The organism is Ruegeria sp. BB5 (genome assembly GCF_056539405.1).
On record NZ_JBQFUX010000005.1, the window covers coordinates 25,347 to 48,020 of the forward strand.

24 protein-coding genes are annotated in these 22,674 nt (G+C 59.3%); 16 read left to right on the plus strand and 8 right to left on the minus strand.

The window, feature by feature from the left end; genetic code table 11:
- Positions 1–165 precede the first annotated feature (165 nt).
- Genes pgsA through ACR0DL_RS12970 form a run of 3 tightly spaced genes read left to right on the plus strand, consistent with a single transcriptional unit; the run spans position 166 to position 1,528 of the window.
- The gene (pgsA, locus tag ACR0DL_RS12960) at positions 166–834 is read left to right on the plus strand and encodes a CDP-diacylglycerol--glycerol-3-phosphate 3-phosphatidyltransferase (protein ID WP_170350739.1); all 669 of its coding nucleotides are present in this window, start codon (positions 166–168) and stop codon (positions 832–834) included.
- A gap of 3 nt (positions 835–837) precedes the next feature.
- Positions 838–1,083 carry a molybdopterin converting factor subunit 1 gene (moaD, locus tag ACR0DL_RS12965; RefSeq protein ID WP_170516686.1) on the plus strand — a complete coding sequence of 82 codons (246 nt, stop codon included), beginning with the start codon at positions 838–840 and terminating at the stop codon, positions 1,081–1,083.
- A gap of 1 nt (position 1,084) precedes the next feature.
- Positions 1,085–1,528 carry a molybdenum cofactor biosynthesis protein MoaE gene (locus tag ACR0DL_RS12970; protein WP_170551770.1) on the plus strand — a complete coding sequence of 148 codons (444 nt, stop codon included), beginning with the start codon at positions 1,085–1,087 and terminating at the stop codon, positions 1,526–1,528.
- A 36-nt stretch (positions 1,529–1,564) separates the two neighbouring features.
- Here ACR0DL_RS12970 and ACR0DL_RS12975 read toward each other — a convergent pair whose 3' ends face one another.
- From ACR0DL_RS12975 to ubiA, 4 genes are all read right to left on the minus strand, one after another.
- Positions 1,565–2,383, minus strand: coding sequence for an isocitrate lyase/PEP mutase family protein (locus ACR0DL_RS12975; protein WP_480689538.1), 819 nt, complete (start codon positions 2,381–2,383; stop codon positions 1,565–1,567).
- A 68-nt stretch (positions 2,384–2,451) separates the two neighbouring features.
- Positions 2,452–2,772: a hypothetical protein gene (locus ACR0DL_RS12980; protein WP_058281823.1), complete on the minus strand. Its 321-nt coding sequence runs from the start codon at positions 2,770–2,772 to the stop codon at positions 2,452–2,454.
- Between the two features lies 1 nt (position 2,773).
- Complete coding sequence (locus tag ACR0DL_RS12985; RefSeq protein WP_480689540.1) at positions 2,774–4,690, minus strand: OmpA family protein; 1,917 nt, start codon at positions 4,688–4,690, stop codon at positions 2,774–2,776.
- A 64-nt stretch (positions 4,691–4,754) separates the two neighbouring features.
- Positions 4,755–5,717: a 4-hydroxybenzoate octaprenyltransferase gene (gene ubiA / locus ACR0DL_RS12990; RefSeq protein ID WP_170397064.1), complete on the minus strand. Its 963-nt coding sequence runs from the start codon at positions 5,715–5,717 to the stop codon at positions 4,755–4,757.
- A gap of 12 nt (positions 5,718–5,729) precedes the next feature.
- On the opposite strand from ubiA, the gene ACR0DL_RS12995 reads away from it, so the two are divergent.
- From ACR0DL_RS12995 to ACR0DL_RS13040, 10 genes are all read left to right on the plus strand, one after another.
- Entirely contained in the window at positions 5,730–6,455 is a 726-nt protein-coding gene (locus ACR0DL_RS12995) for a 16S rRNA (uracil(1498)-N(3))-methyltransferase (RefSeq protein ID WP_480638676.1), read from the plus strand.
- Positions 6,452–7,300 (plus strand): GNAT family N-acetyltransferase, encoded by an 849-nt coding sequence (locus tag ACR0DL_RS13000; RefSeq protein ID WP_480689542.1) that lies wholly within the window; start codon positions 6,452–6,454, stop codon positions 7,298–7,300. The genes ACR0DL_RS12995 and ACR0DL_RS13000 overlap by 4 nt, the downstream gene beginning before the upstream one ends.
- On the plus strand, positions 7,297–7,824 hold the full coding sequence (locus tag ACR0DL_RS13005) for a hypothetical protein (RefSeq protein WP_170350731.1): 528 nt from the start codon (positions 7,297–7,299) through the stop codon (positions 7,822–7,824). Before ACR0DL_RS13000 ends, ACR0DL_RS13005 begins: the two co-directional genes overlap by 4 nt.
- A 64-nt stretch (positions 7,825–7,888) precedes the next feature.
- Entirely contained in the window at positions 7,889–9,259 is a 1,371-nt protein-coding gene (locus ACR0DL_RS13010) for a glutamate--cysteine ligase (protein WP_170361273.1), read from the plus strand.
- Positions 9,260–9,341: 82 nt separating this feature from the next.
- Entirely contained in the window at positions 9,342–10,415 is a 1,074-nt protein-coding gene (gene pheS / locus ACR0DL_RS13015) for a phenylalanine--tRNA ligase subunit alpha (protein ID WP_170327268.1), read from the plus strand.
- Entirely contained in the window at positions 10,412–11,014 is a 603-nt protein-coding gene (locus ACR0DL_RS13020; protein ID WP_480689544.1) for a hypothetical protein, read from the plus strand. Before pheS ends, ACR0DL_RS13020 begins: the two co-directional genes overlap by 4 nt.
- Positions 11,015–11,255: 241 nt before the next feature.
- A complete protein-coding gene (locus ACR0DL_RS13025; protein ID WP_480689546.1) occupies positions 11,256–12,050 on the plus strand; it encodes a CE1 family esterase in 795 nt (264 codons plus the stop codon).
- A gap of 69 nt (positions 12,051–12,119) precedes the next feature.
- Positions 12,120–12,527, plus strand: coding sequence for a cupin domain-containing protein (locus ACR0DL_RS13030; protein ID WP_170412585.1), 408 nt, complete (start codon positions 12,120–12,122; stop codon positions 12,525–12,527).
- A gap of 88 nt (positions 12,528–12,615) precedes the next feature.
- Positions 12,616–15,012, plus strand: a complete 2,397-nt coding sequence (gene pheT, locus ACR0DL_RS13035; RefSeq protein WP_480689548.1) for a phenylalanine--tRNA ligase subunit beta — start codon at positions 12,616–12,618, stop codon at positions 15,010–15,012.
- Positions 15,013–15,173: 161 nt separating this feature from the next.
- A complete protein-coding gene (locus tag ACR0DL_RS13040) occupies positions 15,174–15,623 on the plus strand; it encodes a YtoQ family protein (RefSeq protein ID WP_170397082.1) in 450 nt (149 codons plus the stop codon).
- 71 nt (positions 15,624–15,694) lie between these two features.
- Here the strand turns inward: ACR0DL_RS13040 and ACR0DL_RS13045 are convergent, their stop codons facing one another.
- Positions 15,695–16,393: a glutathione S-transferase family protein gene (locus ACR0DL_RS13045; RefSeq protein WP_425081718.1), complete on the minus strand. Its 699-nt coding sequence runs from the start codon at positions 16,391–16,393 to the stop codon at positions 15,695–15,697.
- 209 nt (positions 16,394–16,602) lie between these two features.
- Here ACR0DL_RS13045 and ACR0DL_RS13050 point away from each other — a divergent pair, with 209 nt between their 5' ends.
- Complete coding sequence (locus ACR0DL_RS13050) at positions 16,603–17,415, plus strand: mechanosensitive ion channel family protein (RefSeq protein WP_264187366.1); 813 nt, start codon at positions 16,603–16,605, stop codon at positions 17,413–17,415.
- 164 nt (positions 17,416–17,579) lie between these two features.
- On the opposite strand, the gene ald is transcribed toward ACR0DL_RS13050, so the two are convergent.
- Positions 17,580–18,698, minus strand: a complete 1,119-nt coding sequence (ald, locus tag ACR0DL_RS13055; protein ID WP_425081717.1) for an alanine dehydrogenase — start codon at positions 18,696–18,698, stop codon at positions 17,580–17,582.
- A 138-nt stretch (positions 18,699–18,836) separates the two neighbouring features.
- Here ald and ACR0DL_RS13060 point away from each other — a divergent pair, with 138 nt between their 5' ends.
- Entirely contained in the window at positions 18,837–19,295 is a 459-nt protein-coding gene (locus tag ACR0DL_RS13060) for an Lrp/AsnC family transcriptional regulator (protein ID WP_170350721.1), read from the plus strand.
- Between the two features lie 3 nt (positions 19,296–19,298).
- On the opposite strand, the gene ACR0DL_RS13065 is transcribed toward ACR0DL_RS13060, so the two are convergent.
- The gene (locus ACR0DL_RS13065; protein WP_480689551.1) at positions 19,299–20,138 is read right to left on the minus strand and encodes a CPBP family intramembrane glutamic endopeptidase; all 840 of its coding nucleotides are present in this window, start codon (positions 20,136–20,138) and stop codon (positions 19,299–19,301) included.
- Between the two features lie 292 nt (positions 20,139–20,430).
- Here ACR0DL_RS13065 and ppk2 point away from each other — a divergent pair, with 292 nt between their 5' ends.
- On the plus strand, positions 20,431–21,348 hold the full coding sequence (gene ppk2 / locus ACR0DL_RS13070; RefSeq protein WP_170350719.1) for a polyphosphate kinase 2: 918 nt from the start codon (positions 20,431–20,433) through the stop codon (positions 21,346–21,348).
- A 56-nt stretch (positions 21,349–21,404) separates the two neighbouring features.
- Here the strand turns inward: ppk2 and ACR0DL_RS13075 are convergent, their stop codons facing one another.
- Entirely contained in the window at positions 21,405–22,532 is a 1,128-nt protein-coding gene (locus ACR0DL_RS13075) for a CAP domain-containing protein (protein ID WP_480689553.1), read from the minus strand.
- Positions 22,533–22,674 lie beyond the last annotated feature (142 nt).

Here is a 22,674-nt window from a genome sequence, read left to right on the forward strand (position 1 = left end):
AACCGCGCCAATCTGACCGTAAAGGGATCGCGCGCCAAGGGGGTATCTAGCTGAGAGTTCCAGCTTGCGACCCTTTGACCAACCGTGCCGCAACTGCCTGTGATCGGGTCCGTTTTTTGCGGTGCCGTCTTTTATGTCTGCAACCAGCGATGTAATGTCCAAACCATGAAGTGGAACCTGCCCAATATCCTGACCGTGCTACGCCTTATTGCAGCCCCCGGTCTGGCCGTGATGTTTCTGTATTTTACCCGACCCTATGCGGACTGGTTCGCGCTGATCCTGTTTTTAACAGCGGCGATCACCGACTGGTTCGACGGCTATCTGGCCCGCGCGTGGAAACAAGAAACCAAGATCGGGGCCATGTTGGACCCGATTGCCGACAAGGCGATGGTGGTGATCGCGCTGATGATCCTTGTGGGCTATTCAGCCGAACATTGGACGCCGTGGCTGGTGCTGCCCGCCACCGTGATCTTGTTCCGCGAAGTGTTCGTGTCAGGCCTGCGCGAATATCTGGGCGACACGGCCGGAACGCTGAAGGTGACGAAGCTGGCGAAATGGAAAACCACGGCACAGATGGTGGCGATTGCGGTGCTGTTTTCGCAGGGTATCTTTGAGCATAATTTCGTGATGGGCTCTTTCGGGATGAACCCGGAATTGATTGATCAGGCTCTGACCGGGCAGATCGAGGATGTGAACCACCTGCGCTGGCATCTGGAAGGCATGTTCTGGTCGGGTCGCGTTGGGCTGTGGCTGTTGTGGATTGCCGCGACGCTGACATTGATCACCGGCTATGACTACCTACGTAAAGCCATGCCCCATCTGAAGGAGAGCTAAGCGATGGACGTGCTGTATTTCGCCTGGGTCCGCGAACGAATCGGTCTGCCGAAAGAGCGGGTCGAGACCGACGCCGCAACGGTTTCCGATCTGGTTGCCGAACTCAGCGCGCGCGAGGACCGCTATGCCGCGGCTTTTGCCGACCTGTCCGCGCTGCGGGTGGCGCTGGATCAGGAGTTGTCGGACTTTGACGCCTCGCTGGCTGGCGTGCGCGAGGTGGCGTTTTTCCCACCCATGACAGGCGGCTAAGATGCGCATCGCGGTTCAGGAAGAAGAGTTCGATCTGGGGGCTGAGGCCAATGCCTTTGCCGCTGGTGACGACTCCAACGGGGCGATTGTGACCTTCACCGGTGTTGTGCGCGATCTGGCCTCGGGCGATTTGGATGTGATGGAGATCGAGCATTACCCCGGCATGACCGAACGGGCCTTGACCAAGATTGCCGAAGAAGCGCAGCAGCGCTGGTCTTTAGGCGATGTGCTGGTGATCCACCGTCACGGACGGCTGGCACCGGGGGACCGGATCATGATGGTCGCCACGGCCGCGCGGCACCGTAAGGATGCGTTTGAGGCGGCGGAGTACCTGATGGATTACCTGAAGTCCCGCGCGCCCTTCTGGAAGAAGGAAATCACCAATTCCGGCGCGCAATGGGTTGATGCCAAAGACGAGGACGAAGACGCGCTGACCCGCTGGTGACATTGCCAGCCGTGCACAGAATGTGACCGTCCAATCTCAACTCAAAAGCCTGTTAAGTTCTTCGCCGGGGATCGCATCCGCCGAATAGCTGAAGGTGCCTTTCAATTTCACTTCGTCAGCCGCCCGCTTCAATGCGCCAAACGCAGCGCGCGCAAATGACCCGCCGACGCTGATCCGTCGAACGCCTGCGTCGGAAAGTTCGGATACGGAATAGACAGGTCCGCTGAGTCCCATCACCACATTCACCGGTTTGTCGACTTCGCGGCACACGGTTCTGATTGCGTCCAAATCCGGCAGACCGGGGGCGTACAACACGGCAGCGCCTGCTTCGGAAAACAGCTGCAAGCGTTTGATCGTGTCACCCAGGTCCGCGCGGCCCCAAAGGTAATTCTCTGCCCTTGCGGTCAACAGGAAAGGCAAGCCTGTCGCGACTTCTGCAGCAGCCTGAATGCGGTCAACCGATTGGTGCAGATCATAGATCGGGGCATCTGTATTGCCTGTCGCGTCTTCGATCGATCCGCCAACCAGACCGATTTCCGCCGCCATGCGAATGGTCTGGGCGCAGGCCTCAGGCTTATGCCCAAAGCCCGCCTCAAGGTCAGCAGAAACGGGCAGCGGAACCGCTTTGACGATGTCTGAGGCATTGTCCAGCAACTCATCCCTGCTTAGGTCAGCAAAAGAGTCGCGTTTGCCTTTTGTGAACGCATAGCCGGCACTGGTTGTTGCTAAGGCTTCAAAGCCCAAATTGGACAGCAACCGGGCCGAGCCCGCGTCCCAGGGGTTGGGCATGACAAAAGCCTTGGACCCAAAGTGCAGGTCTCTGAACTGTTCGAATTTGACTGTTTGATTTGACATGGATCGCCCTCACGTTTGGGACGACCCTACAGCAATGTAACCGGAATCAGAGCGAAAAATCCGGTTCCTCAATCTGCGTTGTTGATACGTCCACGCAGTTCTTCGGCCTCTTGTCGGGCGGCGCGCAGACCGTCCATGGCGGCGGCAAGTTCAGCCTCGGCCTGGGTCAGTTGATTGGTCAGTTCGGCCTCGCGCTGTTGCAGGTAGGTGATCGCCTGATCGCGGGTTTCTTCGGCCTCGTGCAGCTCTTGGCTCATGCGGTCCAGATCGGCCACGTCGCTTTGGCGCACGCGTGACAGGCGATGGGCCAGCCAGTTGGCGAACCAGCCCATGCAAAAGGCCGAGAACAGGATAATGGCGGTGGCGATGATGAATTCGATTCTGTTCAACTTACTGGTCCCCTGCATCCGCGTCTGAGGCGGTATTGTCCGTCTGTTCACCCTCGATCATTTCCGCCTCGATCGCGTCCAGCCCGGTTTCCGGGTTCTCAATCGGTTCGGGCCGGATCAGGCGGAACTCGATTCGGCGGTTTTCTTCGCGGCCTTCTTCGGTGTCGTTATCGGCAATGGGCTGCGTTTCCCCGTATCCCATGGCAGTGAAACTGGCGGTGGGCACCCGGCGCGCGCGCAGCTCGTTCAGGATCGATTGCGCCCTCGATTGGCTAAGCTGTTGGTTCATCTCTTCCCGGCCCTGACTGTCGGTGTGGCCCTGAATCTCAAGCCTGATGGGGCCGCATTCGCGCAAGATGTCAGCAATCTGGTTCACCGTATCGCGCGAGTCGGTGGCAACAGTGGCCGAGCCAGGTTCAAAGGCGATCTTGGTGCCCGCCTGAACCTCGGCGATGCGTTCCTCGCAAACTTCGGGATCAGGCAGTTTGTCGGCGGGTTCGGGGGGTTCTTGATGGGTGATCGACAGGGTGAATTCCTGTGCGTCGCCCAGCTTCTCGGACAACAGACCCGCGATCTGCGCCTTTGTGTCCGGGTCATGGCTGACACCGGACAACTCAAGATCACCCGGCGTCACCGTCAAAGCACCGTTATGCAGTTGGGCCAGCGCCTCAAGCCCGGTCAGAATGCGCACGGGCCAGCCCGTCGGCAACCCTTCGGGCGCAATGCGGGTTGCGGTGTGGACCTGTTCCGACCCAAAGGCAGCGCGGGCATAGCTGTCGACCATGTCGCGCTGGGTTTCGTCGCCCAGCCGTCCGCGTATCTGCACCAACCCCTCGGGGCTGCGTGTGGCGGTGAATTCGGGGGGGCCGGAAACGGCATCGGTTTCCGGGGGCGGTAGGATCGCGTGCAGGGCAAAGACCGGAGGCAGCGCATTTTCAAGCTCGCCCACCACGCGATCAAAGGTCCCGGCATCGGTGCCCTGCGCCGCTGCCAGCGTGATATCCGCATCCGACATCGTAACCGATCCGCTACCCAGATCCGCCAGCGCCTGAATGCTCAGCGTGGCGGCGTCAGACCAACGTGGCGAGGGTACGCCCAATCCGATGGTGCAGGAGTAGGTGGCGCTCAGACCGGCCTCTTTCGCTGCGGCAATGATGGCATCGCGGGCTTTTTCGTCTTGCGCCGAACAGGCGTCGAACTGGCCGCCATTTTCGTCGATCAAAAACCGCAACGTAAAAGGCGTGATCACTGGGCGCGGGGCCGAGATCGCCAGGCCGATCCGCAGGCTGGGCGGCGCGGCACGGGTAAGGCTTTGTTCCAGCCGTTCCTTTTCCTGCTGGCTGTCGGCAATTGCGGTGATCTTGACCAGACCCGGGCTGGCCGAGATCTTGGCGCGGGGTAGGCTGGTCAGCGACTCGACGGCATAGGTGATCGCGGCGTCCCAGCCTTTTGGCTTGGGGTAATCGGCGGTTTCCATCAGGTCTGACACTTGGCTGCCATCGCTCAGATCACGCAGCCGCTCCATCAGTGCCTCGCGGTCCTGACTGGTTGGGATCAGGCCGATCACAGAAATCCCGCTGTCGTTGCGCAAAATCTCAGCGGAAAACCGGGGGGCGGCCAGTTGCGAGGTCGGCGCCACATTCATCTCGTCGATCACACGCGAGGTATCGACCTCGGTCCCGGCTGCGGTCAGGGCGTTAAAGCGGGTGGCCTCATCCGTGGCAGTGCCCGTTAGCACAACGCGCAACCCGTCGGAATACACCTCGGCCCAATCGTGCCCCTTCAGGTCCAGCGCACGGCGCACGGCAAATTCAGAGGACTCTTCGACCTTGGTCACCGCAAAGCTGGCCGCCAACAGGCAAAGGCCAGCCGACACGAGGAAGATAAAGGCTACGGCAAAGATATAGGGCAAACGCATGTGCGGGTTAACGACTCCTCAGGCGAATGTGCGAACTCTTACCTAGCCCCGCGCCAAGGTGCAATCAGAGCAACAGTGCGACGCAGAGGAAGATCAGCGGAATAAGGCCGGTGTCCCGATTGGCGCGGAACAATTGCAGCAGCTTCGCGTTATCCTCAAGATCCAGCCCGCGCAATTGCCAAGCCATGTGCCAGCCCATCGCCCATGGCCCGGCCAAGGCCACGGCCAACGACATGATTGAGGCTTGTGCCAGCGCTCCGTCGATGATGGCCAGACCCATCAGGAAAACCGTCGCCACCAGAAAGTACTTCAGCCAGCGCCCTGTATCGGTGCCAAACAGCCGGGCGGTGGATTTGATGCCAATCAGCTCATCATCTTCTGCGTCCTGATGGGCATAGATCGTGTCATAGAACAGCGTCCAGGCGATACCTGCCAAGTACAATATGATTGCAGGCGCACTGACCGTGCCCGTATGCGCGGCCCAGGCCAACAGGATGCCCCAGTTGAAGGCAAGCCCCAGAAACACTTGCGGCCACCATGTGAACCGTTTGGCAAAGGGATAGATCGTCACTGGCAGCAAGGACAGCACACCCATGGCGATGGCGGCCTGGTTGAAGGTTAGCAGAATCCCCAGCGCCAGCAGGCATTGTAGGCCCATCCAGATCACCGCCTGCCGCACACTGACCTGACCGGATGGAATCGGGCGCGAGCGTGTGCGCTCCACCTGCCCGTCAAATTCGCGATCGGTGATGTCGTTCCACGTACAGCCTGCTCCGCGCATCAGGAATGCGCCAAGGGCGCAGCCGATAGCGATCCACAGATCCTCCCACCTGGGATTGCCGTCGCTAAGGATCGCCAGCGCCAGACCCCACCAGCACGGAATCAGCAGCAACCACGTACCGATGGGCCGGTCCGCACGGCTGAGGCGCAGATAGGGGCGGGTGAATTCAGGCGCGTGGGTGTCGACCCAGTTGCCGGATACGGCATCGGCGACCTGGCCGTCTGGTGTTGGGGCGTTGCCTTGCATATGTAAGGCCTCATGAGTGCAAAGATCAGACTGTATGTAGAGCACCCTCTGGGTCAGGGGCAATCCGTTGATTTGACGCGCGAGCAGGGCCATTACCTGTTCGGTGTCATGCGCCTGGCTGTGGGCGGCCACGTGGCCCTGTTCAATGGCCGGGACGGAGAGTGGTTGGCCGAGGTTGCCGAAGCGGGAAAGCGCGGTGGCGTTCTGACCTGTGTGGAACAGACCAAGCCGCTGCAAATGCCGCCCGATCTGTGGTTCCTGTTCGCGCCGATCAAAAAGGCGCGCACTGATTTCATCGTTGAAAAGGCGGCGGAAATGGGTGCAGCTCGGATCCTGCCCGTGCAGACCGAGTTCACCAATTCCGAACGTATCCGACAGGACCGCCTGCAAGCCCACGCGGTTGAGGCCGCCGAGCAATGCGGAGGCACCTTCGTGCCCGGGGTCGCCGATCTACAACGGCTTGACCGTGTTCTGGATGCATGGCCCGATGGCCGTCAGCTGATGTTTTGTAACGAGGCCGAAGTTGGGTCGGCTCTGCGCTTGGCGGCACAGGAGAAGGGGCAGCCCTGGGCCATACTGATTGGCCCCGAGGGCGGTTTTTCGGATCGTGAACGCGTGCGTCTTGTTGGCCTGCCCTTTGCCCATGTGGTCAGTCTGGGCCCTCGTATCCTGCGCGCCGATACGGCGGCCGTAGCGGCGCTGACCATGTGGCAGCAGGCGCTGGGGGATTGGTCGTGACATGGCAATTAGCGCAAGCCGCTGATGCGCCAAAGATCGACGCATTTCTTTCGCAGCATATTCAGACCTCGATGTTCCCGTTGGCCAATCTGCGGGATCATGGTTTGTGTGGGTCTCACCCGCGCGCCATGAACATGTGGGTTTTGGGCGACGAACCGCGGGCTGTGTTTGGCATCACCAACGAAGGCATGGTCCTGCCGCAATGTCCCGACTGTTCCGATCCAGAGCTTGCGGATGCGATTGCTCTGATCCGCGGCCGCAAGCTGTTCGGTCTGGCCGCCGAAGCGGGACAGGTCCGAAAGATCATGCGGCTAGCCGGGTGGGAAGGTCGCCCCGCGACGCTGAACAGTGATGAGCCGGGTTTCTCGCTGGATTTGAAACAGCTTGTGCTGCCCGATGCCGAGGACGCTGAGCTTGTGCCCTTGGGTGAAGTCGACAAGGCGGTCACTGAAGGGTGGCGTGAACGTTACCTGATCGAGGCAATGGATTTCGATCCAGAACGCGCGCAGAAACAGGCGGGCGAGGATTATCTGGCGTATACAGCCCGCGATTCTCACCGGGTTCTGCTGATCGACGGACAGCCGGTTGCCATGACCGGATTCAACGCCCGCCTGCCCGAGATTGTACAAATCGGCGGCGTCTATACACCGCCCAACCTGCGCGGCCATGGCTACGCCCGCTTAGCGGTTGCGCTGCATCTGCTTGAGGCGTGCCGAGCCGGAGTGACCCGTGCAGTTCTGTTCGCGGCTTCCGATTCCGCCGCGCGTGCCTATATCGGAATCGGATTTCAACCGGCGGGGCAGTATTCACTGATCCTGTTCACAAACCCCGAGGACACGGCATGAGTTTCATCCGACCCGAAGCCAAACTGACCCTGTGGCGCTGGCGCGAAGTGCTGGTGGCGGGGGCTGTCCTGCTGGTGGGGCTCAGCTGGATCAGCGGCCCCGGTGGGTTGCTGGGATGGCTCGGCTGGGTGCTGGTTCTGGTCTCAGTCGCGCTTGCGGTCATCGGCATTCAGCGTGCCCGCTTCCGCACCGGGGCCGGTGGACCGGGCGTAGTAACCATTGACGAAGGCCAGATCACCTATCTGGGCCCTTTGGACGGCGGCATGGTCGCCGCGCGTGAAATTGAGCGTCTGGCGCTGGACCCGACGTCGTCGCCTGCGCATTGGGTGCTGGAACAACCGGGTCAGCCGGTGCTTCACATTCCTGTGAATGCCGAAGGGGCCGAGGCACTGTTTGATGTCTTCTCGGCGCTGCCGGGGCTGAAAACCGAACAAATGCTGGCGGAACTGAACAGTGGCACGGCACATCAGGTGGTGATCTGGGAACGTACACCCTCGCGTCCGGCGCATCTCAGGCTGCATTGACACTGGCGCGGTTTCCGACCACGAAAGACCAAACGACAGACACATCAGGATCGGAGAACGGTTCATGTCCATCCCCCAGTCCGGCGGCGGACCGATCGAACGCCATGAGCAACTGGCCGAATATCTGGAATCGGGCTGCAAGCCCAAACAGGATTGGCGCATCGGGACCGAGCATGAAAAGTTCGGCTATTGCAAAGACACGCTGAAGCCGCTGCCCTATGAGGGCGAGCGCTCGATTCTGGCCGTTCTGAAAGGTCTGCGCGACCTGCACGATTGGGAGCCGCTGGAAGAAAACGGCAAGCTGATCGGCCTGCAAAAAGACGGCGCCAATGTCTCGCTCGAACCCGGTGGACAGTTGGAACTGTCGGGTGCGCCTTTGGAAACCATCCATGAGACCTGTGACGAGGTGAACGCGCATCTGCGCGACGTGAAGGATATTGCTGACAAGATCGGCGTCGGCTTCATCGGTCTTGGTGCCGCGCCAACGTGGTCGCATGACGATATGCCCCTGATGCCCAAGGGCCGCTACAAGCTGATGAATGACTACATGGAGAAAGTCGGCACCATGGGTCGGTCGATGATGCGCCGGACCTGTACGGTTCAGGTCAATATCGACTTTGGGTCCGAGGCCGACATGGTGCAGAAACTGCGGGTCGCGCTGGCCTTGCAACCGGTGGCAACGGCGCTGTTCGCCAACTCTCCGTTCTTCGATGGCAAACCCAACGGCCAGAAAAGCTGGCGCAGCTATATCTGGCAGCATCTCGACGATGCGCGTACCGGGATGCTGCCCTTTGTGTTCGAGGACGGGTTCGGGTTCGAACGCTGGGTCCAATACGCGTTGGATGTGCCGATGTATTTCGTCTATCGCGACGGTCAGTATATCGACGCGTTGGGACAGTCCTTCCGCGACTTCCTGCAGGGCAAACTGCCCGCGCTGCCGGGCGAGACGCCGACCCTGTCGGATTGGGCCGATCACTTAACCACGGCCTTCCCCGAGGCGCGGATCAAGAAGTTCATGGAGATGCGCGGCGCTGATGGGGGTCCCTGGCGACGCCTGTGTGCGCTGCCTGCGTTCTGGGTTGGCCTGACCTACGATCAGGGCGCGTTGGATGCGGCCTGGGATCTGGTCAAAAGCTGGGACGCGGAAACCCGCGAGGCATTGCGTGTCGAGGCCGCAAAGGACGGGCTGCAGGCGCAGGTGGGCAACATCAACATGCACGATCTGGCGCGCGAGGTGGTTGCGATCTCTGAGGCGGGCCTGAAATCCCGCGCCTTCCCCGGTGCAGGCGGTCTGGTCCCGGATGAGACGCATTTCCTCAACGCGCTGAAGGACAGCATCGAAACCGGCAAGGTTCCGGCGGATGAGTTGCTGGATCACTACAATGGCGACTGGAATGGCGATCTGACGCGGGTGTTCCCGGAATACAGCTATTGATCCGCGCGGTGCGGCTTGCATTCACCGGGATTGGCCGATAGCAGGTTCTGGACCAAATTCAGGGGCCAGTTCGGAAAGCGTGATGGACGATCTTAAGGCAAAATATCTGGGGCAGATCGCTGAGGCAGGCGACGAAAACGCGCTTGAGGCGATCCGCGTCGCCGCCGTGGGCAAAAAGGGCGAGGTCGCGCTGAAGATGCGCGAGCTGGGTAAAATGACGCCCGAGGAGCGGCAGGTCGCAGGCCCGGCGCTGAACGCCCTGAAGGACGAAATCAACTCGGCCCTGTCCGCCAAGAAATCCGCGCTGGCCGATGCCGCACTGGATGAGCGTCTGCGCACCGAATGGCTGGACGTCACCCTGCCGACCCGCGCGCGCCGTCAGGGCTCGATCCATCCGATCAGCCAAGCGACCGAGGAACTGACCGCGATCTTTGCCGAACTGGGCTTTTCGGTGGCCGAAGGGCCACGGATCGAAGACGACTGGTACAACTTTGACGCCCTGAACATCCCCGGCCACCACCCCGCGCGGGCCGAGATGGACACGTTCTATATGCACCGCGCCGAGGGCGATAATCGCCCGCCGCACGTGCTGCGCACCCATACCTCTCCGGTGCAGATCCGCTCGATGGAGAAGCAGGGCGCGCCGATCCGCGTCATCTGTCCGGGCGGCGTGTATCGCGCCGACTATGACCAGACCCACACGCCGATGTTCCATCAGGTCGAGGGGCTGGCCATCGACAAGGACATCTCGATGGCGAACCTGAAATGGGTTCTGGAAGAGTTCGTTAAGGCGTTCTTTGAGGTCGACGATGTCGAACTGCGCTTCCGCGCCTCGCACTTCCCCTTCACCGAACCGTCGGCCGAGGTCGATATCCGCTGTTCTTGGGATAACGGCCAGCTGAAGATCGGAGAGGGCGACGACTGGATGGAGATCCTGGGCTCGGGCATGGTCCACCCCAAGGTGATCGCCGCCGGTGGCATCGACCCCGAGGTCTATCAGGGCTTTGCCTTTGGCATCGGCATCGACCGTCTGGCGATGCTGAAATACGGTATTCCGGATTTGCGGGCGTTCTTTGATTCCGACTTGCGCTGGCTGCGCCACTACGGGTTTGCGGCGCTGGATATGCCAAACCTGCATGGTGGTTTGTCGCGTTGAGCCAAGTAGAAGTGATCACGGCATGCGAGAATGTCTGCCGTGATTTTCATTGGCTAGGATCATTTTCTGACTGGGGTCCAACTCTGTTGGCGTCTGCCACAGCGTTGATAATCGCGTTTAAAGCTTACCCATGGCAAAAAGATGAAGATCGAAAACTGCAAATCGGGCTGGAACAGCGCAAAGCCTACGAAGGGTTAGTTAAGCAGTTTACCGAAGTGAAGCAGGCGCTTGTTGACATTAAGTTTCAAGATATCACCGTCGCAAATGACCAGATGTCAAAAGCCGTCAAAGTTCGTCGCGAATTGCTGGTGCAAATAAACGCTGCAACTATTCTAATGCATGCCGAAATAGTACCGTTTGTGTTTGAGTGCTATCAGTCAACTTCAAAAGTTCTCATAGAAATTTCGGAAGAGCTTAATAGCATTCTCGAAGAAGCGGGCGTTGACGGGATAATAGACAAGAGAGATCTAAGTGACCGGTGTAAGGTTATTATCCGTCGCGCTGTCGTAAAAATTGATGAGGCACTAGAAAAGCTAGTGAACGAAATTCGGGTGAGAGCTTATAGTCTAGATGCGCTCAAGGTAGAGAGAAATACTTGACTTACATTTGTAGCGCGGAGCAAAGGCCGATAGGCCGCCGCGCCATCGCCAGACCGCCCGCACGGGCTGGCGATTTGTTTACGCAAGCACTCCGATTGAACGATACACGGACTTGGTAAGTATAAATCGCCCACCACAAACCGAGGATCGCCATCCCGCGGTCTGGCGACAACGCGGCTTGTTACATGCGCCCACGGGGTTGTGACGTGACAGCGGGCGCAGGCTCGCTAGGGTTCGACGGATGATTTACCGACTGCTTTGCCTCTTCCTGCTGACCGCCACCCAAGCCTCCGCTATTGAAACCTGTCATGGCGATACCGCCTGTCAGGTCGGTGACCGCTCGTACCATGTTCTGGAACCGGATGGGTGGGATGGTGAAACGCCTCTGCCGGTGCTGTTGCATTTCCACGGCTGGGCCCGGCAGGGGACCGTGGTGGTAAACCACGAACGGATCGCCGGAGCCACAAAGCTGCGTGGCGTCTTGCTGGTGGCACCGAACGGGCTGGGCAAAAGCTGGGATTTCTGGACCGCGAACACCGGCGACGTGCCTTTTGCTGATCGTGTGCTTGAGGATGTGGCCAAGCGTTATCCAATTGACCCGGACCGCATCTATGTCTCGGGCTATTCCTTTGGCGGCGCGATGGCGTGGCGCTATGCCTGCCAGTCGGGCAATGACACGGCGGCGCTGCTGGCCGTTGCGGGCAGCATCCGCCAGACTGAGGAGTGCCCGCAGGCCCCGCGCGAGGTGCGTCATGTGCATGGCCTTAGCGATACGGTGATGGATTTCCCCTATGGCGCGGATGGCGACACCACCTATCCGGTGGCGCTGTGGCGCGAGATGTACGGTTGCAGCACCGCCACCCCGCGCGGCGAGTGGAGCGTGGTGCCGATACTGACGCTCAGCCGGATGGAGTGGACCGATTGCGCGCAGGGGCAGGTGGTGCTGGACACGCATCCCGGCGGGCATTTCATCCCCCATGGCTGGATCGGGCGGCAGTTGGATGAATTGTTGGGCCGCACCCCGAGCTATCCCTGAACTGTTTGACATCGCCGTGCGTCCCCCTTCCAGTTAGGCGAAACGATCTGACACGGGATTCCTTGCCGCATGAAACTGCTTTTGCCCTTCGCCCTGATCCTTGCCGCCGCACCCGCCTTTGCGCGTGACATCTATCCGCCGGTTGACGTGCTGCTGCAGACCGAAACTTCGGTCATTGGTGAGGCGCTGGAGTATCCCGACGGCACCCCGCAGATCACCATGGCCATCGTCACCATGCAGCCCGGGCAGAAAACCGGCCTGCACCGTCATGACGCTCCGCTGGCGGCCTATATCCTCGAAGGTGAGATCACCGTTGATTACGGCGATGCGGGTAGCCGGACCTATAAGGAAGGTGATGCGCTGGTTGAGGCGTTCCGGTCGCCCCATGCCGGTGAGAATACCGGCGACGGGATCGCGCGGATTTTGGCGGTGTTTGCTGGATCGGACAGCGTTGCCAACACAGTGACCGCGGAGTAGGCGCGGCGGTTCTACGCGCCCTCTTTCCCCTCTGCGCATTATCCGGTAAACGCGGTCTGACCCGAGATTTACTGGCGGAAACCGACCGATGAAATTCACTCTTTCCTGGTTGAAAGACCACCTCGACACCAACGCTTCGGTGGATGAGATTGCTGAGGCGCTGACTGATCTGGGCCTTGAGGTCGAAGAGATCGTGAACCCGGCGGACCGGCTGAAGGACTTTACGCTGGGCTATGTGAAACACGCCGAGAAACACCCCGACGCCGACAAGCTGCGCGTCTGTAAGGTGGACACCGATGAGGGTGAATTGCAGATCATCTGCGGTGCCCCCAACGCGCGTGAAGGGATCACCGTCGTGGTTTGCAAACCGGGCATGTATATCCCCGGTCTGGACCTGACCATCAGTGTCGGCAAGATCCGCGGCGTCGAAAGCTTTGGCATGATGGCATCCGAGCGTGAGTTGGAGCTGTCGGATGAGCATGACGGCATCATCGAGCTGCCTTCGGGCAAGGTCGGTGACAAAATCATCGACTGGCTGGCTGAGAATGAGCCGTCGAAGGTTGATCCGATGATCGAGATCGCGATCACCCCGAACCGCCCCGATGCGCTGGGCGTCGAAGGGATTGCCCGCGATCTGGCCGCGCGTGGCATTGGTAAGTTGAAACAGCGTGACTACACTCCGGTGCCGGGTGATTTCGAAAGCCCAATCAAGGTGACGATTGATGAGGATACGCTGGACGGCGCGCCCCATTTCACCGGACGTCTGATCAAGGGCGTTAAGAACGGACCCAGCCCGCAATGGCTGCAGGATCAGTTGAAGGCCATCGGTCTGCGTCCGATTTCAGCTTTGGTGGACATCACCAACTATATGACCTTTGACCACAATCGCCCGCTGCACGTCTTCGATGCGGACAAGGTGCATGGCAATCTGCGGGTACATCGCGCCAAGGGTGGTGAGAAGCTGGTTGCGCTGGACGAGAAAGAATACACTCTGCAGCCTGGCATGATGGTGATTTCCGACGACAAAGGCCCGGAGTCCATTGCCGGTATCATGGGCGGTGAGGAAACCGGCTGTACCGAAGAAACAGTGAATGTCTTCCTGGAAAGCGCGTTCTGGGATCACGTTCAGATCGCCCTGACGGGGCGGGCTTTGAAAATCAATTCGGATGCGCGCTATCGGTTCGAACGTGGGGTAGACCCGGAATACACGCTGGAAGGGTTGGAGCAGGCAACGCAGATGATTTTGGATATCTGCGGTGGCGAAGTGTCCAAGGTCGTGGAAGCGGGCAAAGCGCCGGATCATTCGCGCGCCTTTAAACTGGATGCCGAGCGGGTGCAATCTCTGGTCGGAATGGAAATCCCCGAAAGCGAACAACGCCAGACCCTGACTCGTCTGGGTTTCCGCCTTGAGGGCGAGATGGCGCATGTTCCCAGCTGGCGCCCAGATATCATGGGTGAGGCCGATCTGGTGGAAGAGGTCGCGCGGATTGCATCCCTGACCAAGCTGCAGGGCAAACCGCTGCCGCGTATCACCGATGGCATCCCGAAACCGGTGATGACCCCGACACAACGCCGTCAATCGATGGCGCGCCGCACCTGCGCAGCGCTGGGGTACAATGAGTGTGTTTCCTACACTTTCATCGATCAGGCCTCGGCGGCCTTGTTTGGTGGCGGGGACGAAGCGACGCAGCTGGAAAACCCGATCTCGACCGAGATGAGCCACATGCGCCCCGATCTGCTGCCCAGTCTGCTGCAGGCCGCCGCCCGCAATCAGGCACGTGGCTACGCGGATGTGGCGTTGTTCGAGGTCGGTCCGGTGTTCCATGATGGCGAACCGGGAGATCAAAAAACGCAGATCACCGGTCTGCTGGTTGGTCGTAATGGTCCCAAGGACGTGCATGGCGCATCGCGCCCGGTCGACGTGTTCGACGCCAAAGCGGATGCCGAGGCAGTGCTGGCCGCCATTGGCGCACCCGCCAAGGTGCAGATCCTGCGTGACGGCGATGCTTGGTGGCATCCGGGGCGTCACGGCAAAATCTGTCTGGGCCCGAAAAAGGTGCTGGGCGTCTTCGGCGAGTTGCACCCTCGTGTGTTGCAAGCGCTGGATATCAAAGGCCCGGCGATGGCCTTTACGATCTGGCCGGACGAGGTGCCTCTGCCCCGTAAATCCGGCGCCACCCGTGCTGCGCTGGAATTGCGTGACCTGCAAGCGGTTGAACGCGACTTTGCCTTTGTTGTTGACGAAGGGGTCGAGGCGCTGACGCTGGTGAATGCCGCAGCCGGTGCCGACAAGGTGCTGATCGAGGATGTGCGTGTCTTTGATGAATTCATCGGTGGCAGTCTGGGCGAGGGTAAAAAATCGCTGGCAATCACCGTGCGCCTGCAGCCAACCGACGCGACGCTGAAGGAAAAAGACATCGAAGCGGTGGCCGAGAAGATCATCGCCAAGGTCTCCAAGGCGACGGGCGGTGTGTTGCGCGGATAGGGGCCCTGCCATAAGACTTCAAAAAAACGCGCTTCCGGGCGCGTTTTTCGTTTCACCTACGGGAATTAGGGCGTGTTTGGGATAAGTGTTTCTGGATTTTCTTGATTGGGCTTCCCGCAAATGCGCCTTAAGTAGGTTCCAAATCAATACCGGAGGTCGACATGGGCTTGAACGTATACCTATCAGGGGAAATTCACACCGATTGGCGTGAGCAAATTATCGACGGCGCACAGGGATTGGACATCACCTTCAACAGCCCCGTCACCGATCACGACGCCAGCGACGATTGCGGTGTGGCTATTTTGGGCGAAGAGCCGAACAAATACTGGCACGACCACAAGGGCGCGATGGTCAACGCGATCCGGACGCGCAAAGGGATCGCGGATGCAGATGTGGTGGTCGTCCGGTTTGGTGAGAAATACAAACAGTGGAACGCTGCCTTTGATGCAGGTTATGCGGCAGCGCTGGGCAAGTCGCTGATCGTCCTACACGGCCCCGATCATCAGCATGCGCTGAAAGAGGTGGACGCCGCAGCCCTAGCCGTGGCCGAACAACCCTCGCAAGTGGTTGAGGTTCTGCGCTATGTGCTGACCGGCACGCTGCCAGGCTGACTTAACCCTTGGAAATTGGGCTTGCGGCTTAATGTGGCCGCAAGCCCGATCACGTCCGAGGGACTGTGAGGTCAGTCCCGCGGTGGCGTTACAAGACCTTTCTGGACGGCAGGGCGTTCCAGAAAACGGTCCAAATAAGCTGTTACATTTGTGTGGTCGTCCCATCCGACCAGTTCTCTGGCACCATAGAAATCTAGTCCGCGCAGCCAGGGCGCGATGGCTATGTCGGCGATCGAATACTCTCCGACGACCCAATCCTGCCCTTCAAGCTGCTGGTTCAACACGTTCAGCAACCGTTTGGCCTCGTTCACATATCGTTCGCGGGGACGGGGGTCTTCGATCTCGCTGCCAGCGAATTTGTGGAAAAAGCCAAGCTGGCCGAACATTGGACCAATGCCGCCCATCTGGAACATCAGCCATTGAGTGACCTGATGCTTGTCTGCCTGGGTCTGACCAATAAACTTGCCCGATTTTTCGGCCAGATACAGCAGGATGGCACCGCTTTCGAACAAACCAATGGGCTTTCCGTCCGGGCCGTCCGGGTCGATGATTGCGGGGATCTTGTTGTTGGGGTTCAGCGACAGGAACTCGGGGCTTTTGACATCCGCGTCCGACAGGGTGACCTTGTGTGCCTCATACGGCAGGCCGGTTTCTTCCAGCATGATCGAGGCTTTGACCCCATTGGGCGTGGGGAAGGAGTACAGCTGAATCCGGTCCGGGAACTGTGCGGGCCAGCGATTCATGATCGGGTGTGGTTTGGTGTCCAGCATTGGGGGGCTCCTGAGTGGATACCCCCAGAACGTAGGGCGCGAGGGGCCATCTTGTAAGCCCCCAAAGCTGTGCGCGACCGGTCAGCGCGTGTTTGCTGGCGAACAACGGGGAAATCCGGTGGAACTAGCACCTAGACCAAAGCGTGTTTTTGCCTCAGACTTTGGCAATTCCCGCGCGAAAGCCGCGGGTTTCTTGTTGTTGAAAGGAGATGGCCGTGGATGAGGTCGTAACACAGGTGGGCGCGTTTGCGCCGCTGATCATGAACGCGGTCAAGGCGCTGATCGTTCTGATCCTTGGCTGGATCGTGGCTGGGGCCGTGGGCGGCCTGGTGCGCCGCCGGATCAACTCGACTCCGCAGATTGATCCGACGTTGGGCAACTTCTCAGCCAGCCTGGTGAAATGGGTCATCCTCGCGATGGTTCTGGTGGCCGTTCTGGGGATCTTCGGGATTGAAGCCACTAGTATCGTTGCCATTCTGGGTGCCGCGTCGCTGGCCATTGGTCTGGCGCTGCAAGGGACGCTCAGCGATCTGGCGGCCGGCGTCATGCTGGTGGTGTTCCGCCCCTACAAGCTGGGTCAATATGTGGATATTGGCGGCACGGCCGGGACAGTGAAAGACCTGAACCTGTTCACCACCGAACTGGTGACGCCGGACAATGTGCAGATCATTGTCCCCAACGGGCAATCCTGGGGGTCGATCATCACCAACTATTCGGCGCATGACACAAGGCGTGTCGATCTGGTGTTTGGTATCGACTATGGCGACAACGCGGACGAAGCGATGAAGATCATTCTGGATGTCGCCAAGGCGGACGAGCGTATTCACAGCGATCCCGAACCTTGGGTGCGTGTGACCAACCTGGGCGACAGCTCGGTCGATCTGACGGCCCGTCTGTGGTGCGCAGCGGCGGATTATTGGGACGTGAAGTTCGAAATTACCAAAGCGGTGAAAGAGGCTTTCGACGCAAAAGGCGTGTCGATCCCGTATCCGCATTCGGTAGAGATTCACAAACAGGCCTGAAGGCTCCCGCCCGTCGATCGGGCATTGAAATGCCCACCTCCGGTTGGGCCCGGCGCCGCGCTGGTCGCGCGGCGTTTTTCTATGTCGCGCGGGTCGATGAACTTTGCGTAACGAAAAAAGGCGCCCTTTGGAAAAGGGCGCCTTTCGATTTCTATGTGCCAGCCTTAGGCGTTGACGATGTCGCTGGGCGATACAACGTCCAGACCCAGTGCTACACCAACGGCCTCATAGGTGAGCTGACCAGCGTGAACATTCAGACCAGCCAACAGGTGCGCGTCATCCTGGCAAGCCTTTTTCCAGCCTTTGTCGGCCAGCGACAGCATGAACGGCATGGTCGCGTTGCCCAATGCGATGGTCGAGGTGCGCGCAACGGCACCCGGCATGTTGGCAACGCAATAGTGCATGATGCCGTCGACTTCGTAGATCGGGTCAGCATGGGTTGTTGCTTTGGAGGTTTCAAAGCAGCCACCCTGGTCGATCGCAACGTCAACCAGAACCGCGCCGGGCTTCATGGTCGAAAGCTGTTCGCGTGTCACCAGTTTAGGAGCAGCCGCGCCCGGGATCAGAACGGCACCGATAACCATGTCGGCATCCTGGATCAGTTCGGCGGTGGCACCAGCGGTCGAGTACTGGTTCTTGAAGGTTCCGCCATACACGTCATCGAGGTAACGCAGACGCGGAAGCGAGCGGTCCAGGATGGTAACATCTGCACCCATGCCAGCCGCAATCTTCGCGGCATGCGTACCAACAACGCCGCCACCGATCACAACGACCTTGGCCGGTCCAACGCCGGGAACGCCGCCCATCAGAACGCCACGACCGCCATTTGCCTTTTGCAGGGTCCACGAGCCAACCTGCGGCGCCAGACGACCGGCAACTTCGGACATCGGGGCCAGCAGCGGCAATCCACCGCCAGGTGCGGTGACGGTTTCGTATGCAATCGCGGTGCAGCCCGATGCCAGCAGGTCGTGGGTCTGATCTGGATCGGGTGCCAGGTGCAGGTAAGTGAACAGCAACTGGCCTTCACGCAGCATCTTGCGCTCGACCGCCTGGGGTTCCTTGACCTTGACGATCATGTCGGCAGTGGCGAACACCTCTTCTGCGGTGTCCAGGATCTGGGCGCCAGCAGCGATGTAGGATTCGTTGTCAAAGCCCGAACCGATCCCGGCACCGGTTTCGATTACAACTTCGTGGCCGCGCGCGACGGCTTCCTGTGCCGCGTTGGGCGTCATGCCGACGCGGAATTCCTGTGGTTTGATTTCCTTGGGGCAACCGATCTTCATTTTTCGCTCCTCCATTCATAAACTGCCTAAATAATGGGCGATCCAGAGCGCAATTTCTGTGAAACTCTGCCTGCAAAATTGCTTTTTTTCAGGAGAATCTTCGTTATATAGTCGAAAACTTGCAAAGGATTTGCGCAAATGAGCTTGGATGCGACGGATAAAAAGATTCTGGCAGCCCTTCAGCGGGATGGCCGTATGTCAAATGCGGAACTGTCCGAGCAGGTGAATCTGTCGCCTTCGGCCTGTCACCGGCGCGTTCAGCGGCTAGAGGCTGAAGGCTATATCCGCAAATACGTGGCGCTGCTGGATGCGCGCAAGATGAATGTGCCCACGACGGTGTTTGTCGAGATCACGCTGCAAGGGCAAGCCGAAGAGCTTCTGAATGCGTTCGAAAAATCCGTGGCGCGCATTCCTGATGTGCTTGAATGCCATCTCATGGCCGGTACGGCGGACTATATTTTGAAGGTTGTCGCCGAGAACACCGAGGATTTTGCCCGTATCCATCGCCAGTATTTGTCGCGACTGCCGGGGGTGGCGCAGATGCAAAGTTCCTTCGCGCTGCGTACGGTGTTTAAGACCACTGCGTTGCCGGTGTGACGTTCAGCCCGGGCCGGGATAGGTGAACAGGGCCAGGTGCAGGGCGTTAAAGCCAAAATGCATCAGAACCGGCACCCAAAGCCGCCCGGTTGCGTAATACCCCAATCCGCAGGCGGCCCCGAGGATCGAGGCGAAGACGACCAGTGCCGGGCCACCGCCCGCATGGGCCAGACCGAACAGCAGGCTGGCAGCTGCGATCCCGAGCGCCACGCCGATTTTCGACGTCAGGACCGATTGCAGATAGCCACGGAAAAAAGCCTCTTCAGTCAGGCAGGTTAGGAATAGGTTTGAAAACACAAAAATCAGCCACCATGCGGGCAGGCCTATCTCGGGCCGCACCGCACCCAAGGAAAGACCCAACGCAAACAGGGCGGGCAGTGCCGCCAACCCGATCAACAAAGGCCCGGTTCTGACCAGCCGCGCGCCATGGATCATGCCTGGCCAAGCCAGCAGAACGGCAAACAAGACCATTGGTTTGTCCAGGTTGAGATACATTGTGAACGCAGCGCTGCCCGGGCCTGCCTGTACCTGATCCAGAACCAATAGATTGTGAAACCCGGGGATCAGATGCGCCCCCAGAGCCAGACACCACAGGATCAACACCAGATGCCCGAAAACGGCGTGCACACCGGTCAGACGGCGCAACCCTACAGCACCCAGCAAGCCCGCTGCCGTGATTGCCAAGGCCAGCGGGGTTAGCAGGCCAAGCACTGTTGCTGAACCTAGGAACGCTGCCAACAGGGCCAGACCCAGCCCTTGTCGGCCTGATACCATGCCTATTTGTGCGGCAATCAGGATGAACCAGGGCCAGATCGCAGGCAGTAGGGAAATGAAATGCGTCACATTCACCTCAGGGGGGGTTGAAGGGTACTTGTGCCGACGGAATGATCCCTCTGGCAAGTAGGTTTGGGGCGGATTTATGCCAACCTGTTGGTAATGCGGCAAATCTGCCGCTTGTATCCCTGGGCGTGTAGGTTCAGATTTAGAAAAGGACCAAACCTCTTTTCGCATCGCCTTGACCTTGCTGCCATAAGCGGTTTCGCTTGGGGAAGGGCTTTATAAATTATTCTGATGACATCAGGCGGTTACACGCGCGTTGTATGGTCCGGACCCGATAGACGATAAGGATAAGACCTTGGCTTACGAACATAACGATGCCCCAAAAGATTGGCTGGAAGCCGAGTTGGAAGACACGCTGGACGAAGATTTCGAGATCGAGTTCAGCGAACCCATGCTCTCGATGGAAGTCCGCAAGATCTATAAGGACCAGCATCCCGACATGCTGGATCGCAAAGTCTATTTCCGCAATCTGCTGCGCTTGCAGGCCGAATTGATCAAGGTTCAGGACTGGGTGCAGCATACCGGGGCCAAAGTGTGCATCCTGTTCGAAGGGCGTGACAGCGCCGGCAAGGGCGGCGTGATCAAGCGGATCACCCAGCGGTTGAACCCGCGGGTCGCCCGCGTGGTCGCCTTGCCAGCGCCCAGCCGCCGGGAGCAAAGCCAATGGTATTTCCAGCGCTATGTACCGCATCTACCCGCGGCCGGCGAAATCGTGTTGTTCGACCGATCCTGGTACAACCGCGCTGGGGTGGAACGGGTGATGGGGTTTGCGTCCGAGGATCAGGTCGAACAGTTCTTTCAGGACGTTCCCGAATTCGAACGGATGCTGGTGCGGTCGGGGATCATTTTGCTGAAATACTGGTTCTCAATCACTGATGAAGAACAGCAGTTGCGGTTCCTCATGCGCATTCACGACCCGATGAAACAGTGGAAACTGTCGCCGATGGATCTGGAATCCCGCATCCGCTGGGAGGCCTATACCAAGGCCAAAGAAGACATGTTGTTCCGCACCAACATTCCCGAGGCGCCCTGGTATATCGTCGAAGGCAATGACAAGAAACGCGAGCGCCTGAACTGTATCGAGCATCTCCTGACCAAGATCCCCTATACGGATGTTCCACAGGAAAAGGTCGAATTACCGGATCGAAGATACAACCCGGAATATGAACGGCGCGTCCTGCCGGATGAGCTGCACGTTCCTAAAATCTATTGATCAAAAGAAAACGCCCCCAAAACCGGGGGCGTCATTAGTTTGGAAAACCTGGGGTCTCAGAACACGAAATGTTCGTTTGCCAGGTCTGCGACCTGAGTGTTTTGCAAAGTCAGAGTATTCCCTGCGTTGTCGTCGATGATCACATCATTGCCGGATTGCGAGATGTGGTTGTTCATCAGGTCGTTATACCCGGTGATCGCACCATTCAGGCTGAGGTCGATGAAGTCTTCAGAGGTGAAATCCGTGACGGTGTCCGGCCCGATGGTGAATACGAATGTGTCCGCCCCGTTGCCGCCGGTCATTGTGTCAATGCCGCGGGCACCGATCAGGGTATCGTCGTCGTCGCCTCCGATCAGGGTGTCGCGGCCACGGCCACCCCTAAGCACGTCGTTGCCAGAGCCGCCCTGCAACCTGTCGGCACCCATGCCCGATTGCAGCCAGTCATTGCCGGTCGCACCCATCAACAAATCGACGCCTTGGCCACCCAGAAGGACGTCATTGCCGCCATGACCGCTCAGCGTGTCATCGCCGGTGCCGCCGGTCAGCGTGTCGCGGCCGAAGCCGCCGTCAAGAATGTCATCTCCTTCGCCGCCGTTCAGCGCGCCGGCCTGACCGGCTTTCAGAATGAACCAATTGTCTGAGGCGTCGCCCACAGTGCCTGCGTCCACGGCCTGTTGGCCGGGTTGGGTAGGTGTGCCGCCGCCAGAGCCGCCACCCGACCCGCCGGTGTCCAACTGCACCGGCGCCGAGGTCGTGGCAAAGTTCTGGGTCACGATCACGGCATCCCAACCGTTGAAATTGCCTTCTTCAATCCCGATCCCGATATATTCGAAATCGGGGTTCAGTATGTTGGCCCGGTGACCGGGGCTGTTCATCAGGCTTTGGTGAAGCTGTACCACATCATCGCTGGCACCATTGGGCCCGCGTTCGGATTGCCAGGCGATGTTTTCACCCGATCTCCAGCTGCCGGTGAAATCGAAACCGGCATCTCTCATCCGCTGGGTCGCGCTCGAGCCGCCCTGACCGGTGTGGCTGAAGATATCTGTCTGCAGCATCCATTCGCTGTGATCTTCGGCCGAGTCGTTCAGCTGAAGCTCAAGCTTGAGGGGTTGCAGCCCCCGACTTGTGCGTTCGTCATTGATCAATGCAAGCATCTGCCGTTCTAGATTGCTGGCCGTTGACATGATTCTGCCTCCAATTGAATTGAGTTATTTTGGCGAGACATTAATGGCGAGAATTTGACGGGATACAGACACAATCTGGACACCCCGACCCGTTCGGCGATTTGCCACCGCCTGATTCGCGTTGTTTGTGCGAAAAACTGCG